The organism is Accumulibacter sp., from assembly GCF_016789985.1.
GTDB lineage: Bacteria > Pseudomonadota > Gammaproteobacteria > Burkholderiales > Rhodocyclaceae > Accumulibacter.
In genome coordinates this window covers 1-15,724 of sequence record NZ_JAEUOL010000277.1, presented here as the reverse complement: position 1 = coordinate 15,724, position 15,724 = coordinate 1, and the positions used below count along the sequence as shown (strand labels likewise).

General features: G+C 63.1%; 12 protein-coding genes. 1 reads left to right on the top strand and 11 read right to left on the bottom strand.

Annotated features, from left to right (window positions below; genetic code table 11):
* Positions 1-130: 130 nt before the first annotated feature.
* Entirely contained in the window at positions 131-4,744 is a 4,614-nt protein-coding gene (locus tag JNK99_RS15875) for an EAL domain-containing protein (protein ID WP_291854857.1), read from the top strand.
* Between the two features lie 67 nt (positions 4,745-4,811).
* Here the strand turns inward: JNK99_RS15875 and JNK99_RS15870 are convergent, their stop codons facing one another.
* From JNK99_RS15870 to JNK99_RS15820, 11 genes are all read right to left on the bottom strand, one after another.
* Positions 4,812-5,330 carry a low molecular weight protein-tyrosine-phosphatase gene (locus JNK99_RS15870; RefSeq protein ID WP_291854854.1) on the bottom strand — a complete coding sequence of 173 codons (519 nt, stop codon included), beginning with the start codon at positions 5,328-5,330 and terminating at the stop codon, positions 4,812-4,814.
* A 251-nt stretch (positions 5,331-5,581) separates the two neighbouring features.
* Complete coding sequence (gene der / locus JNK99_RS15865; RefSeq protein WP_291854851.1) at positions 5,582-7,033, bottom strand: ribosome biogenesis GTPase Der; 1,452 nt, start codon at positions 7,031-7,033, stop codon at positions 5,582-5,584.
* Positions 7,030-8,172 carry an outer membrane protein assembly factor BamB gene (bamB, locus tag JNK99_RS15860; RefSeq protein WP_291854849.1) on the bottom strand — a complete coding sequence of 381 codons (1,143 nt, stop codon included), beginning with the start codon at positions 8,170-8,172 and terminating at the stop codon, positions 7,030-7,032. Before bamB ends, der begins: the two co-directional genes overlap by 4 nt.
* On the bottom strand, positions 8,172-8,855 hold the full coding sequence (locus tag JNK99_RS15855; protein ID WP_291854846.1) for a tetratricopeptide repeat protein: 684 nt from the start codon (positions 8,853-8,855) through the stop codon (positions 8,172-8,174). The genes bamB and JNK99_RS15855 overlap by 1 nt, the downstream gene beginning before the upstream one ends.
* Positions 8,855-10,153, bottom strand: a complete 1,299-nt coding sequence (hisS, locus tag JNK99_RS15850) for a histidine--tRNA ligase (RefSeq protein WP_291854844.1) — start codon at positions 10,151-10,153, stop codon at positions 8,855-8,857. The genes JNK99_RS15855 and hisS overlap by 1 nt, the downstream gene beginning before the upstream one ends.
* Positions 10,150-11,394 carry a flavodoxin-dependent (E)-4-hydroxy-3-methylbut-2-enyl-diphosphate synthase gene (gene ispG, locus JNK99_RS15845; protein WP_291854842.1) on the bottom strand — a complete coding sequence of 415 codons (1,245 nt, stop codon included), beginning with the start codon at positions 11,392-11,394 and terminating at the stop codon, positions 10,150-10,152. The genes hisS and ispG overlap by 4 nt, the downstream gene beginning before the upstream one ends.
* Positions 11,395-11,419: 25 nt before the next feature.
* The gene (locus tag JNK99_RS15840) at positions 11,420-12,352 is read right to left on the bottom strand and encodes a RodZ domain-containing protein (RefSeq protein WP_291854840.1); all 933 of its coding nucleotides are present in this window, start codon (positions 12,350-12,352) and stop codon (positions 11,420-11,422) included.
* A gap of 7 nt (positions 12,353-12,359) precedes the next feature.
* On the bottom strand, positions 12,360-13,169 hold the full coding sequence (gene pilW, locus JNK99_RS15835; protein WP_291854838.1) for a type IV pilus biogenesis/stability protein PilW: 810 nt from the start codon (positions 13,167-13,169) through the stop codon (positions 12,360-12,362).
* On the bottom strand, positions 13,166-14,284 hold the full coding sequence (gene rlmN, locus JNK99_RS15830) for a 23S rRNA (adenine(2503)-C(2))-methyltransferase RlmN (RefSeq protein ID WP_291854835.1): 1,119 nt from the start codon (positions 14,282-14,284) through the stop codon (positions 13,166-13,168). Before rlmN ends, pilW begins: the two co-directional genes overlap by 4 nt.
* Positions 14,285-14,303: 19 nt before the next feature.
* Positions 14,304-14,732, bottom strand: coding sequence for a nucleoside-diphosphate kinase (gene ndk, locus JNK99_RS15825; protein WP_291854834.1), 429 nt, complete (start codon positions 14,730-14,732; stop codon positions 14,304-14,306).
* Between the two features lie 180 nt (positions 14,733-14,912).
* The coding region (locus JNK99_RS15820; protein WP_291854832.1) for a TRAP transporter large permease subunit at positions 14,913-15,724 on the bottom strand (812 nt) is incomplete at its 5' end.

Genomic DNA, 15,724 nt, shown 5'->3' with positions numbered 1-15,724 from the left:
CACTTGTCACCCCACGACGCGCACAATCCGCATCGGCAACGCCGGGAACCCCAGAATGCGCACCGGAGTCAACCAGCAGCTTTTGCACGACCGTCACCGATGACTGCAACAAGATCGAACGAAGGACGTGATGAACATCGTCAGCGAAGAAGAACCAAGAAAAAGGCGCAGCTCTACGAGAAGGGCGACGACAGCGCTGAAAGCGGGCGGCGCCGAACACCCCGCCAAGGGTGATGAACGTCCTTTCATCGTTGGTATCGGAGCCTCGGCGGGCGGCCTGGAAGCACTCAGCCTGCTCCTGCCAGGCCTGCCGAAGAACCTCGGACTGAGCTACGTCGTCGTACAGCATCTGTCGCCCACCTACCGCAGCATGATGTCGCAACTACTCGGGCGCGAAACCACGATGCCGGTCAGGGATATCGAGGACAGCATGGCGCCAGAGCCGAATACCGTCTATATCACACCGCCCAATCGCAACCTGACGCTCGTTGCAGGGCGCTTTCGACTGGTCGAACCGGCGCGCGAATCGATGCCGAAACCATCAGTCAATCGCTTCTTCGCCTCGCTGGCGGAGGAGATCGGCGAATCGACGATCGGCATCATCCTCTCCGGCACGGGCTCCGATGGCGCATCCGGGGTCCATGCGATCAAGGCGGCCGGCGGCTTCACCTTTTCCCAGGACCCGGAAACCGCCAAATACAGCGGCATGCCGCAGTCGGCGATCGACACGGGGAGTGTAGACTGGATTCTGCCTCCCGAGAACATGGGCGCCGAGATCAGCCTGATCGTCCTCAACCGTGGACTGATTCCGGTCGCCACCCAGGCGGCAAGCGCACCGGCAACACTCAAAACGCTGCTCGGCAAGGTACGCAGCCGTACCAGGGTCGATTTCTCCCAGTACAAGGAACCAACCCTCTGGCGCCGTATCGAGCGACGGATGGCGGCCAATCATGTCAGCACGCTGCACGATTACCTGCAGGTGGTCGACCAGACCCCGGTCGAACTCGACAAGCTGTGCAAGGATATCCTGATCTCGGTCACTGCCTTCTTCCGTGATACGGATGCCTTCGCCCGTCTCGAGAGAGTGGTGGCCGACATTCTCGCCAACAAGCAGCCCGGCGATGACATTCGCGTCTGGGTGGCCGGCTGCGCAACTGGCGAGGAAGCCTATTCGCTGGCCATCCTTTTCTCCGAACGACTGGGCGCCTCATTTGACCAATACCGCCTGCAGATCTTCGCTACCGACATCGACCTCGATGCGATGGCCCTCGCCCGACGCGGGGTGTTCGCCGCCGCCAGCCTGGCTCACCTGGACCGCGGCCGCATCCGCACCAACTTCACGCCGCACGGCGACCGCTACGAGATCAACAAGAACCTGCGTGACGTGGTGATCTTTGCCCGTCAGGACCTGGTGCAGGATCCGCCGTTCCTGCGTCTCGACCTGATCAGTTGCCGCAATGTGCTGATCTACTTCCAGAGCGAACTGCAGGCACGGCTGCTCTCGGTGTTTCATTACGCCCTCAACCCGGGTGCCTACCTGTTTCTCGGCAAATCGGAAGGCATTTTCCAGCAGGAAGGGCTGTTTGGCGTGGTGGACAAGGAAGGACGTCTCTACCGTCGGCACGGTGTCACCGCCCGACTGCCGCTGCGGCGTTCGGAACTGCAGCCGGCGGCAGCCGGCCTCAACCAGCATCAGCGGCCGGCCAAGCCGACGCCACCGCTCGGTTTCGAGAACATCCTGCTCGAGGCGGCCGGACGTTACTTCATTCCGACCAGCATCCTGATCAACGGCAAGTTCGAAATCCGCCATATCCACGGTGATGCCAGCCGGCTGCTCAACATATCACCGGGCAAACCGGCCTTCGACCTGATTTCGCTGATCCGCCGCGAGCTGCGCACCGAGGTCCAGGTACTGATGCGCCAGGCGCAGGTCAAGCAGGCGATCGCCCATGGGCGACCACGGCACATCAAGGCACTCGACCCGAATCGTGGCGTCCGCCTGTCGGTGCATCCCGTATCCTCCGCCGGCAGCGACGCACTGTTCATGGTCTGCATCGAGTGGATACTCCCGGCCGCCGGCAAGAGTTCCGCCGAGGACAGTGGCAACATCACCGACAAGGAACTCGAAGACGAACTGGCGGCAACGCGCGAACACCTGCAGACACTGGTCGAGGAACTCGAGACCTCGAATGAGGAAATGCAGGCCCTGAACGAAGAGATTCAGGCGTCCAACGAGGAGATGCAGGCTTCCAACGAGGAGCTGGAAGCATCCAACGAGGAATTGCAATCGACCAATGAAGAACTGGCCACGGTCAACGAGGAATTGCAGATCAAGACGGCCGAGACGCAGGAACTCAATATCGAGCTGGAGTGCATCCAGAACAGCGTCGACTACCCGCTGCTGGTCCTCGACCGCAACACCAGCCTGCAACGCTTCAACAGTGCCGCCGCGCGCCTCTTCAAGCTCGGTGCGGCACAGGTGGGACGCCATCTGCGCGACCTGCCGCTGCCCCCGGACATGCCAGATCTGGTGACCGACAGCCTGCGGGTGATTGAAACACAGAATGCCCTCGACCGGCAGATCGTCAACGCCAACCGGCGCCACTACGCGCTGCACATCGTGCCGCTGCTGCGCGATGCGCAGCGTATTGCGGGCGTCATCCTGCTTTTTGCCGACAACACCAGCCTTTACGAAGTGGAGCGTTCGGCACGCGAAACGCAGGTCAGGCTGCTCGCCGTGATGAACAACTCGGTTTCTCTGATGGCGGTCAAGGACGCCTCGGGACGCTACCAGTTCGCCAATCCGAAGTTTGAAGGCACCTTCGGCTTCAGCACCGGGCAGGTGATCGGCAAGACCGACCTGCAGTTGTTTCCCGAAGCCGTGTGCACGATCTTCAGGGAGAGTGAGATCGAGGCGATGCGCCTGCGCAAAGGCATGGAGCGCGAGGAAACACTGCCTCTGGAAAGCGGCACACGCCATTTCCTGGCTGTCCGCTTCCCGCTCTTCGACGACGACGGAGCAATCACCGGCCTCTGTTTCCAGGCCACCGACATCACCGGCCGCAAGCACGCCGAAGAGCAGTTGCGGCTTGCCGCCATGGTCTTCGATCGCGCCTCCGAAGGGGTTATGGTGACCGACACCGAGCAGCGAATACTGACCGTCAACGACGCCTTCACTTCCCTCACCGGCTTCACCCGCCAGGAAGTCATCGGCAAGAAGCCAAGTATTCTACGTTCCGAGAAAACGCCACCCGACCTTTACGTCGAGATGTGGGAGCGCGTGAACCGGACGGGCGTCTGGCAAGGCGAGATCTGGAACGTCCGCAGGAACGGCGAGACCTTCCTCGAATGGCTGTCGATCAACACGGTTCAGGACAAGAGCGGCAAAGTAGTCAACTATGTCGGCATGTTCAGCGACATCACCAAGGTGCGCGAGTCGCAGCAACGCATCGAATATCTGGCAACGCACGATGAACTCACCGGTCTGCCCAACCGCGCGCTGTTGAACGACCGCCTGCATCTGGCGCTGGCGCGCGCCGAGCGCTCGCGCGCCAGCGTCGGCGTGGTCTTCATCGATCTCGACAACTTCAAGGTGGTCAATGATACCCTTGGCCATGTTACCGGCGACAAGCTCCTCAAGCAGGCTGCCCTGCGCCTGCTCGACTGCGTACGCGCCGAGGACACGGTTGCCCGCCTGGGCGGCGACGAGTTCGTCGTCCTGCTCGAAACCGCCGACCGCCGTGAAGCGACCGTGACTGCCGAACGCTTGTTGAGCGCGCTGAGTGCGAGCTACCGCTTCGACGAACATGAATGCTTCATCAGTGCCAGCATCGGCCTGAGCATGTTCCCGGAGGACTCGACAGATGCCGGAGCACTGATGCGCAATGCCGATTCGGCAATGTACCGCGCCAAGGATCACGGCAAGAACGCCTTCCGCTTCTTCACCGCCGACCTCGCCCACCAGGCAACGCGGCGGCTGGCGCTGGAGGCCGGTCTGCGACGGGCAATCGAACATGGCGAGTTGTTCGTCCACTATCAGCCGCAGGTCATCCTCGAAAACCGCCAGGTGGTCGGCGCGGAGGCGCTGGTGCGCTGGCAGTGCGACGGCGAGGTGATCGAGCCGGTGGTGTTCATTCCGGTTGCCGAACAGAGCAACCTGATCATCGCGATCGACGAATGGGTGCTGGGCGAAGCATGCCGTCAGATAAACGAGTGGGACCGCAGCGGTCTGCCGCCGGTACGCATCAGCGTCAACATCTCGGCACGACATTTCCGCAAGGAGGGCATGGCCGGTGATCTGATGCAGATCGTCAACGCGCACGGTGTCTCGCCGCAACGGTTATGCATCGAAATCACCGAAGGCGTGCTGATGGACTTCGATCGTGCACAGCGGATGCTCGCCGAACTGGTGGCCTGTGGTCTGCTGATCAGCATCGACGACTTCGGGACCGGCTTCTCCTCGCTGTCGTATCTCAAGCGCTTCCCGATCCACGAATTGAAGATCGCGCGCAGTTTCGTGGACGGCATCGCGACCAATTCCGACGACCGGGCGATCGGTTCGGCGATCATCGCACTGGCCCGCCACCTCGGCATGAGCGTTGTCGCCGAAGGTGTCGAGATTGCCAACCAGCACGACGAACTCGACGCCTCCGGTTGCCACCATGGACAGGGCTATCTCTATGCCCACCCGCTGCCACCGGATGCCTTCGCCGAGTGGTTGCGGGCGCGCAGTCGAACCGGCTGACACGACAGCACGCCTGCGGATGGCTATGGCGCCCGTCCGTCCCGCCTGACCAAGCCCGGCGCCTTGATCAGTTGATTTCGCCGAACTCGGCGGACCCCTCCGGATTTGCCTCGTCGAGCAAGCGCTGCTCGATGCGCTCGATCAGCCCTTGCGATGCGTCCTCGATCATGTCGAGCACCAGGTCGAAGCCGTGACCCAGCCCGTAGTAAGGATCAGGTACTTCATCGTCCTCGAAATTCTTCGAGTAGCTCATCAGCAACCCGAGGCGATCCTGCTTGTCTGGCGGACAGATGCGTTTCAGGACCCCCAGATTGTTGTGGTCCATGGCCAGAATGAGGTCGAAATACGCCAGATCCTGGGCAGCCACCTTGCGCGCCCGCATGTCCGAGAGATTATAGTTGCGCGCCGCCGCGGCACGCTGCGTCCGTTGATCGGGCGCCTCACCGGCATGATAGCCGTGGGTACCTGCAGAATCGACTTCCACCTTGTCTTCAAGATTCTTCTGACGCAGGATTTGGCGGAAAACACCCTCCGCCGTTGGCGAACGGCAGATGTTTCCCATGCAGACGAATAGAACCTTGATCACCTTCCGTTTTCCAGATACGTATGTCCTCTGCCAGGGCTCCGGCCGGTCGGCTGCAGCCAGGCAACACAGTTCATCCCCGGCAGGCAGCCGGCGCCGGTCAGGCACTCATGATGCGTGGAAACGCCACCGAGTGCAAGATCAGACCCGGATCGGGCCCGGATTTACGATGCTCTACCACGCAGATCTCGAGTGCTACGGGCCCCCCGCGTTCCTGCCAGTCCGGTAACGCCACAATCACTGTCCGCGCCGGTTCAGCCGCGCCGCGCCGGCGCCTTGGGCCTGCTCCCCGGTCGCCCGCCGCCAACTCTGGCGGGCGTGCTCTTCGCCGGCGGTTTCACCTTGTCCGGCGGCTTGGGTTTGCGCCGATTCTGCTCGGGTGGCGGTTTGTCGACAAAGGGGTTGCTGGTCACGTTGAACTGAATCTGCAAGGGCGTGCCCTGCAGCTTGAATACTTCGCGGAAAGTGTGCTCGAGATAACGCCGGTAGGAATCCGGCACCTTGTCGAGCGCATTGCCATGAATCACGATCAGGGGTGGATTTCTCCCACCCTGATGCGCATAGCGCAACTTGGGCCGAAACAATCCGCTGCGCGGTGGCGCCTGACGAGCGACGGCCTCGATCAGGGCGCGCGTCAGCCTGGGCGTCGGCAGGTCGACGGTAGCAGCCCGGAACGCCGCGTCGACCGAGCGCATGAGCTGCTCCAGGCCCTGCCCCTGGAGCGCCGACACGTAGTGAAAGCGGGCAAAATCGATGAACGAAAGCTGGCTTTCGAGCGCTCCCTTGATCTGCTCGCGGATGTAGGCGTCTAGCCCATCCCATTTGTTGACCGCGACCACCAGTGCACGCCCGGATTCGCGAATGAAGCCGCCGATGTGCGCGTCCTGATCGGAAATGTCCTGGCGCGCATCAAGCACCAGAATCACCACCTGTGCGTCCTCGATTGCCTGCAGGGTCTTGATCACCGAGAATTTCTCGATGGTTTCGAAGACCTTGCCGCGACGGCGCAGGCCGGCGGTGTCGATCAGTGTGTAATGCCGGCCGCCGCGTTCAAAGTCCACTTCGATCGCGTCACGTGTCGTCCCCGGTTGGTCGAAAGCGATCACCCGATCCTCGCCGAGCAGCGCGTTGATCAGCGTACTCTTGCCGACATTGGGCCGCCCGACGATCGCCACTCTGACCACGTCATCGCTCGTCTCTTCGGCCGCCGGTTCGGGAAATGACTGCAGCGCCAGCTCGATCAGCACCCGCACCCCCTCGCCGTGCGCCGCCGAGATCGGCAGCGGCTCGCCCAGTCCCAACTCATGGAAATCGGCGATCACCACCCCGTGGCTCATGCCTTCCGATTTGTTGACAGCGACCAGCACCTGCCGCCCGGCACGACGCAGCCGGTTGGCGATCTCCTTGTCGAGGGCGCTGACGCCGCTGCGCCCGTCGACCACGAAAATCACCGCATCGGCTTCGTCGATCGCCTGTTCGGTCTGGCGTGCCATCTGATGCACGATGCCCTCCTTGGCGAGCGGCTCGAAGCCACCGGTATCGATCACCAGATAGGGCTTACTGCCGAGTTTTCCGTGCCCGTAGTGACGGTCCCGGGTCAAACCGGGAATGTTGGCCACCAGCGCGTCGCGAGTCCTGGTGAGACGATTGAACAGCGTTGATTTGCCGACATTGGGTCGCCCGACGAGAACGATGCTCGGCTTCATTGCGCCTCGATGGCAAGCACGCGTCCACCCGTCGTCTGCGCCAGGACATTGTTGCCAAGACGCTGCAATGGTGCCCGCACCGCGCTGCCGTCGGTGCTCAAGCGTGCCACGAAGGATCCGTCGTCGCGACTCAGAAAGTGCAGAACTCCCTTCACATCGGCGACCACGACCATGTTGCGCAGTGGCAAGGGCGCGGTCAGCTGGCGCAGGAAGAGTTTGTCCTGCTTCCACAGCCCGGCCCCGCTCGCCTTGTCCAGAGCATGTACGGCGCCCTTGTCATCGGAGACATAGACGTAACGACTGTCGATCGACAGACCGGCTGCACTCGAGATATCACGCGACCAGACCAGGCTGCCATTCGCCAGATCGAAGCACGAAATGCGGCCCTGGAAGGCCACGGCACAGATCAGGCGTCCATCGATGACCGGAGCACTGGTCACGTCGGCCACCCGATCAAGCTCGGTGGCCCCCTTCGGCAACGCCACCGTTCCTTCCCAGAGTGGTGCACCGTTCTCTGCACTGACGGCAATCAGCTTGCCCCCGGGAAAGCCGGCAAAGACGTAGCGTTCGACCAGGATCGGCGCTGCCGTTACCCGCAGCGACAGCGGCGTACTCGGACGCTGGTAGATCCACTTGCGTTTGCCTTCCAGGGGATCATAGGCCACCAGGCGGTGGTCGACACTGCGCACGATGACCAGGCTCGAGCTCACCAAAGGTGGCGCCACCACCTCACTGCTGGCGCGCGCCTTCCACAACAGGCTGCCATCGATGGTCGATAGGGCAAGAACCTCCCCCTTCATCGTACCGACGACCAGCATCCGCCCATCGGCGCCAACCCCCCCCGAGAGCGTCTGGTCGACCTTTATTCGCCAGACCTGCTGACCATCGTCAAGGCGCACAATCGTGCCATCCCTGGCCGCCGCGTACACAGAAGAACCGACGGTGGCCGGAACGAAAGTGTAGTCCTCGCTCTTGCCGACCCCTTCCGACCACGCCACGCGCGCCTCGGCGCCTGCCTGAATCGGCTGCAGCTCGGCCATCTTCGGCCCGCTGCTGCTGAAAGGGTTCAGCGCATCGAGTGTCGAACAGCCGGCCAGCGCTACACAGAGCGATGCCGTGACGAGTAGCGGCGAGCGCATCAGATCGCCTCCCCGAGCGCATCAAGCTTGAGCTGCAGTGATGCCCGATAGCCTGCATTCGCCTGGCCATCCTGCAGCGAGCTTTTTCCCTTGCCGTTCTCGCCTGCCCCTTCGAGACTGGCCAGCGCGGCCTGATACGCCACGCGCGCCTCGGCGGTCTTGCCCTGGGCGACCAGAACGTCGCCCCGGCTATCGGCAAAACGTGCGGCAAAGCCCGGGCTCGGTGTGCCGTCGAGCAGCTTCAAGGCCTCGTCATAAGCCTTCTCGTCGAGCAGCAGGGCCACCAGACGCAAACGCGCCAGATCGCGCAGTTCGTCCTTGCCATGCTCGACGACCCAGGCCAGTTGCAGCTTGGCGGTCTTCGCATCGCCACCGTCGAACAGCGCCTTGGCGGTCTGCAGGGCAGCGAGCGGCGCATAGGTCGTGCCGCCATACTTGTCCACCAGTTCGCCACTCGCCGCCTTGATACGTTGCGAATCCTGGTCGGCAATCGCTTTCTGCAGGACAGCATAAACCAGGGAGGCCTGCGCCGACTGATTGTGCTGGTACCAGTTCCAGCCTTGCCAGGCTGCCACGGCGATCGCCGCGGCGGTGATCAGGCCGCTCAGCAGATTGCCATACTGTTTCCACCACGCCTTGATTTCGGCGATCTGTTCCTGCTCTTCGAGGTCGTAGGTAGCCATCAAGCTTCGTCCCAATCCAGAATTGAACTCATGATTTCGTCGGCGACACCATCAACCACGACCCGTCGCTGTTCGTTCGACTGTTCGCCAGTTTGCCGCAGAGCCTTCAGTGTCACCTCGCCGGCTTGTGCCTCGTCGTCACCGATGATCACCGCAAAGCTCGCTCCAGAAGCATCGGCCTTTTTCATCTGCGCCTTGAAACCGCCGCCACCGCAATGAAAGAGGACGTCGATAGCGCGGTCGCGCAGCCCCTCGGCCACCCGCGCCGCCAGACGTGACGCTGCCTCGCCCTGATGCACCACATAGACATCCACCGGCGCCGCCTTGACTTCCCCGCCTGCCTCGCGAATCAGGGCAATCAGTCGCTCGACACCCATCGCAAAACCACAGGCCGGCGCCGGTTTGCCGCCGAGTTGCTGCACCAGCCCGTCGTAACGCCCGCCGGCACAGACCGTTCCTTGTGCCCCCAGCCGGTCGGTCACCCATTCGAACACCGTCAGGTTGTAATAGTCGAGGCCACGTACCAGCCGCGGGTTGATCGCGAAGGGCTGGCCGGCGTCGCGCAGCACCTGCTGCACGCCCTCGAAATGCGCCAGCGACTCGGCACCCAGGTGGTCGATCAGTTGCGGCGCCCCGCGCACGACTTCCTGCAGCGCCGGGTTCTTGCTGTCGAGGATGCGCAAGGGGTTGCTGTGCAGTCGCCGCCGGCTGTCCTCATCGAGCAGTGCGCTGTGCTGTTCGAAATAGGTGATCAGTTCGGCGCGATGGCACGCCCGTTCCGCCGGCTGGCCAAGCGTGTTGAGCTGCAGGACGATACCGTCGAGACCAAGATCATCCCACAGGCGGGCACCCATCAGGATATGCTCGGCATCGATGTCCGGGCCGGGAAAACCGAGCGCTTCGACACCCACCTGGTGGAACTGGCGATAGCGGCCCTTCTGTGGCCGCTCGTGGCGGAACATCTGGCCGACGTAGTACAGGCGCTGCGGCTGCTGCGCCATCAGGTTGTGCTGGATCACCGCGCGCACGCAACCTGCCGTACCCTCGGGGCGCAGGGTCAGCGACTCGCCGTTGAGGCTGTCCACGAAGGAGTACATCTCCTTCTCGACGATATCGGTCACTTCGCCGATCGCGCGCTTGAACAGTGGTGTCGGCTCGACGATCGGCAGGCGGATCGGCCGATAGCCGTAGCTCTTGAGCCACGAACGGATGGTCTCGTCGAACCTGTCCCAGAACTCGGCCTCATCCGGCAGGATATCGTTCATCCCGCGCACCGACTGGATCTTCGGTATGTTCATCGGCCGGCAGATTTTCTCTGGTAAGTGCGCGCCACGTAGGCATCGACGATCGCGGTGAACTCTTCGGCAATATGCTCGCCGCGCAGGGTGACGGTCTTGGCACCGTCCTCGAACACCGGTGCGGCCGGCGCCTCACCGGTACCGGGCAGGCTGATGCCGATGTTGGCGTGCTTGCTCTCGCCCGGCCCATTGACCACGCAGCCCATCACCGCCAGGGTCAGGTTCTCGACCCCATCATGGTCGACCCGCCACTGCGGCATGCGCTGGCGAACATGCGCCTGGATCGATTGCGCCAGTTCCTGGAAAAAGGTGCTGCTCGTCCGCCCACAACCCGGACAGGCTACCACCATCGGCGTGAACGCGCGCAAACCCATGGTCTGCAACATTTCCTGCGCAACGATCACTTCCTGTGTGCGTGCGCCGCCCGGCTCCGGGGTCAGCGAGACACGGATCGTGTCGCCGATACCTTCCTGCAGCAACACCGCCATCGCTGCCGTCGAGGCCACGACACCCTTCGACCCCATGCCGGCTTCGGTCAGCCCGAGGTGGAGGGGGTAGTCGCAGCGACGCGACAGTTCGCGATAGATGGCAATCAGGTCCTGCACGCCCGACACCTTGCACGACAGGACGATGCGCCCGCCCGACATGCCGAGTTGCTCTGCCCTGCCAGCCGACTCGAGCGCCGAGACGACCATCGCCTCGCGCATCACCTCGACCGCATCGCGTGGCTCCGCCCGGCGGGCATTCTCGTCCATGATGCGCGCCAGCAGATCCTGGTCGAGGCTTCCCCAGTTGACCCCGATGCGCACCGGCTTCTCGTGGCGACAGGCCAGCTCGATCATCTGCGCGAACTGCTCGTCCCGCTTGCGACCGTGGCCGACATTGCCCGGATTGATGCGGTACTTGGCCAGCCCCTGGGCGCAGTCGGGATAGTCCGTCAGCAGGCGATGGCCGTTGTAATGAAAGTCGCCGATCAGCGGCACGTCTACGCCCATGCGCCCGAGATGCTCGCGGATCGGCTCGACTGCGGCGGCGGCGGCCGGTGTGTTGACAGTGATGCGCACCAGTTCCGAGCCAGCCCGTGCCAGTTCGGCACACTGGATTGCCGTCCGCACGATGTCGGCCGTATCGGTATTGGTCATCGACTGAATGACCACCGGCGCCTCGCCACCGATCGTCACTCGACCAACCTGGACCGCACGCGTCCGCCGGCGGATTGCGCCCTGGATGGAATTGCTCAAGGCCGGTTCACCAGTTGCACGGTACTCATTCGAGCGAGAGCCTCGCGACCTCACCCTTGCTGTATGCTGCCAGATCGATCACCCTGCCGCGGTACTGCACGGTCACCTGGGTGGAGTTCCCGATCACCAGCGAAAACGGCGCTTCACCCGCCAGTTCCCGTTGACTGCCCGCCGGCATCACTCCCGAAAGCAGCACCTGCCCACGCGTGTCGCGTATTTCCACCCAGGCGGACTGCGCGAAGGAAAGCCGCAAGTCGCTTCCGGCGGTGGCCGGTCCGCCACCCGAGGCTGGCGCCACGCCGGCGGGTGTATCGGAAAGAACCGTCGCATTGGGCGGCGCAACGGCAATCACCGACTCGCCGCTGGCCCCTTTCTGTGCCGACTCGGCCGGTACGGGCACCGCCGGCATCGTCACCGCTCTCTCCTGGGCAGCCCCTGCAGAACGCCGCTCGAGCAGGTCTGTCAGTTGCGCCTGCCAGCGGTCAAGTGGCGCGTAGAAGTAGGCCAGGGTCGCCAGACCCAGCAACGACAGCCCGGCCAGCACCGCCAGATAGTCGCGGCGCTCGACGCGGCGCCCGCCGGCCTGCGGCAAACTGGCGCTGGTCCCGGCCGACACCTCGAGCTGCGGTGTTTGCGGTAACTGAGCCGCATCCAGTGCGCGCATCAGGGGCTCCGGATCCAGACCGGTCAGGCGCGCATGGTTGCGCACGAAACCCCGGATCATGGTACTGCCCGGCAGGGCATGCCAGTCCTCGGCCTCCAGAGCCTCGACCTGGCGTGTCCCCAGCTTGAGCGACTGCGCCGCTTCGGCCAAGCTGATGTTCTTCGCCTCGCGCGCGGCTCGCAACTGTGCGCCCACCCCGCCCGGCGCCACCGCCTCACTGCTCACCACCGGCAAACGGGAAGACTGGTCAGCCGAGGGGGAGCCCTCGGCGGGAAATGCACCCTGCTCGCTCATTTGTCTCTCATTCGACTCTACCCTTCAACAGTTCCTGCGCCTCGGGCGAAAGCGGAAACCTCTTCCGTAACTGGCTGCCGTAGCGCGCTTCGGCCGAACGATTGCCGAGTCCGCGCTCGACCCGCACCCCTAGCCACAACGCTTCGGCAGTCGGCTCGCCACGCCGCAACAGGTCACCGAGCTGCTGTTTGGCCAGCTCCAGATCGCCCCGTCGATAGCTGATGTTGGCCAGTTCAAGCCGTGCCTGCGGGTTGCCGGGCGCAATGCGCAGACTCTGCTGTACGTAGCCCTCGGCCGTGTCGAGATCGCCCAGCTTGGCGTAACAGCTCCCCGCATTCAGATAGGCCTTTTCCGGAGTTTCGTAGAGCGGATTCTTGATGGCTTTCTGGAAATAGGGAATGGCTTCCCTTTCTCTGCCCACTTGGCACAGGAACCAGCCGTAGTTGTTGTTGATGTCGGGATCCTTGCCGTCGATGCTCAAGGCGCGCCGGAAATCTTCGTCGGCCATCTGCATCTCGCGAACCCGGAAGGCGGCCACCCCACGCATGCTGTAAGCCGTGGCGTAATCAGGGTCAACAAGAATGGCGATGCTCAACTCCTCGAGCGCCACCGCCAGCTTGTCGCTCTGCAGATACATCGCGCCCAGTTCGGTATGCAGCTTGGCCCGCGTGCGGGGATCCCGCGGCTTGCTCGGAACGCGCGAGTCGACCGGCTCTTCCTCGACCTTTTTCGGCGCCGACGAGAAGAAGGACCCGGACGAGCAACCAGCCAGAGCAAGAGCGAGGCCGAGCGCCAGCCACCGGGCGGCCTTCCTCATGCGCCGGCCTCCTGACGCTCGAGCCGCAGATCGATCACTCGCCGGCCGGTGCGCCGCGTTCGGTCAAGTACCTGACCAGCGAGTTGCCCGCAGGCGGCAGCGATGTCATCGCCACGCGTCCTGCGGGTCGTCGCCACCACCCCGGCCGCCAGCAGGATCTCGGCGAAACCCCGGATGCGGGGTGCCGACGAGCGGCGGTAGCTGGTGCCCGGAAAGGGGTTGAACGGTATCAGGTTGAATTTGCAGGGCACCTCGCGCGTCAGGGCAAGCAGTTCACGTGCCTGCGCAGCGGAGTCATTGACGCCGTCCAGCAACACGTATTCGAAGGTCACGAAGTCACGCGGCGCTTTCTCGAGGTAGCGCCGGCAGGCAGCGAGCAGTTCACGCAAGGGATATTTCCGGTTGATCGGCACCAGTTCATCGCGCAGGCGATCGTTCGGCGCGTGCAGGGAAACCGCCAGCGCTACCGCACACTCGTCGCGCAGCCGATCCATTGCCGGTACCAGACCCGAGGTCGATACCGTGACCCGGCGGCGCGACAGACCGTAGGCGTTGTCGTCGAGCATCAGCCGCAAGGCAGTCACCGTATTGTCCGGGTTGGCCAGCGGCTCGCCCATGCCCATCAGGACGACGTTGCTGATCACACGCTCGCCGTTCGCCTCTTTCCCTTGGTAAGCGCCAAGCACCTGCCTCGCCTGCCAGAGCTGGCCGATGATCTCGGCAACCGTCAGATTGCGGTTGAATCCCTGCTTGCCGGTCGAACAGAAGGAACAGTCGAGCGCACAACCGGCCTGCGTCGAGATGCACAGAGTGCCGCGTTCCTCTTCTGGAATGAACACCGACTCGACGGCATTGCCACCCCCGACATCGAACAGGAACTTGTGCGTGCCGTCATCGGAAACCCGGTCGGCGAGCATCGCGGGCGGCCGTACGACCGCGAGCCTTGCGAGCTTTTCACGCAAGCTCCCCGCGATGTCGGTCATGGCAGCAAAATCCGCCCGCCCGAAGCGATGCAGCCAGCGCAGCACTTGCCTGGCGCGGAACGGCTTTTCGCCGTGCGCGGCGAAAAAGGCCGTCAGCCCGGCCGCATCGAGATCGAGCAGATTGACCGTCATCGGGGCGTGGTGTTGGCGCTCAACGGCCTGAATAGACGTTCATCGCCGGGAAGAAGAAGGCGATTTCCACTTTCGCCGTATCCTCGCCGTCCGAGCCGTGCACGGCATTGGCATCGATCGACTCGGCGAAGTCGGCGCGGATCGTTCCCGGCTCGGCCTTCTTGGGATCGGTCGCACCCATCAGTTCACGGTTCTTGGCGATGGCGTTCTCGCCTTCGAGCACCTGAATCATCACCGGACCCGAAATCATGAAGTCAACGAGATCCTTGAAGAACGGCCGCTCCTTGTGTACGGCGTAGAAGGCGCCGGCTTCCTGTGGCGACAGCCACGCCAGCTTGGCAGCGATGACTTTCAGGCCATTGGTCTCGAAGCGGGAATAGATTTTGCCGATCACGTTCTTGGCAACGGCGTCGGGCTTGATGATGGAAAGGGTGCGTTCGCTGGCCATGAGTCATTCTCCGGAGGCAGTAGATCAAGAAAAACAACAAGAAATCATATCGCTAGATATACAACCTCGGGATTATACCAAGACTCGGACGGGAATGCCGCGCACGACGCAAAATGCCGGGCGCGCGTACGGGTTTCCCCGCACGCGCGCCCGGAGCCTGCCCTGACTGCGGACGTCTGACTACATCATGCCCAGTGTCTTGGGCAACCAGGTTGACATGATCGGCACGTAGGTCACGGCGACCAGGAAGGCCAGCATCGACAGGAGCCACGGCCAGACCGCCACCGTCAGCTCGGTAATCCCCATCTTGGTGATTCCGGACGCCACGTAGAGGTTGAGTCCGACCGGCGGATGGCACATGCCGACCTCCATGTTCACCACCATCAGTATGCCGAAGTGCACCGGATCGATTCCCAGCTTCATCGCCACCGGGAAGAGAATGGGGGCAAAGATCAGCACGATCGACGAGGGTTCCATGAAGTTGCCGGCCAGCAGGAGGATGATGTTTACCGCCAGCAGGAAGGCGATCATCCCCAGTCCATGCCCCAGCATCCAGTCGGCCAGGGCCTGTGGGATGTTCTCGTTGGTCATGATGAAGGAGAAGAGCACGGCGTTGGTGATGATGTACAACAGCATGGCCGACATGTTGGCCGAGTTCAGTAGCACCCGCGCCACGTCCTTCATCGACAGGTCCTTGTACACGAACACGGCGACGAAAAAGGCGTAGACCGCACTCATCGCAGCGGCTTCGGTCGGCGTGAACATGCCGCTGTAGATGCCGCCCATGACCACCACGATCAGCAACAGACCCCACACCGACTCACGGAATGCCTTCCAGCGCTCGCCGAACGTCGCCTTCTTCATGCGCGGGTAATCGAACTTCTTCGCCCGAAACCAGGTCACGCCGCCGAGCACCATTGCCAGAGCGATTCCCGGAATGACCCCGGCCATGAACAGCGCCCCGACCGAGGTGTTGGTCGCCACCGAATACA

What these genes read in the sequence shown, in the direction of transcription:
- JNK99_RS15875 (WP_291854857.1), top strand. Translation starts at nt 131, where the DNA reads ATGAACATCGTCAGCGAAGAAGAACCAAGAAAAAGGCGCAGCTCTACG.
- der (WP_291854851.1), bottom strand. Translation starts at nt 7,033, where the DNA reads ATGAAGCCGAGCATCGTTCTCGTCGGGCGACCCAATGTCGGCAAATCA.
- bamB (WP_291854849.1), bottom strand. Translation starts at nt 8,172, where the DNA reads ATGCGCTCGCCGCTACTCGTCACGGCATCGCTCTGTGTAGCGCTGGCC.
- JNK99_RS15855 (WP_291854846.1), bottom strand. Translation starts at nt 8,855, where the DNA reads ATGGCTACCTACGACCTCGAAGAGCAGGAACAGATCGCCGAAATCAAG.
- hisS (WP_291854844.1), bottom strand. Translation starts at nt 10,153, where the DNA reads ATGAACATACCGAAGATCCAGTCGGTGCGCGGGATGAACGATATCCTG.
- JNK99_RS15840 (WP_291854840.1), bottom strand. Translation starts at nt 12,352, where the DNA reads ATGAGCGAGCAGGGTGCATTTCCCGCCGAGGGCTCCCCCTCGGCTGAC.
- pilW (WP_291854838.1), bottom strand. Translation starts at nt 13,169, where the DNA reads ATGAGGAAGGCCGCCCGGTGGCTGGCGCTCGGCCTCGCTCTTGCTCTG.
- rlmN (WP_291854835.1), bottom strand. Translation starts at nt 14,284, where the DNA reads ATGACGGTCAATCTGCTCGATCTCGATGCGGCCGGGCTGACGGCCTTT.
- ndk (WP_291854834.1), bottom strand. Translation starts at nt 14,732, where the DNA reads ATGGCCAGCGAACGCACCCTTTCCATCATCAAGCCCGACGCCGTTGCC.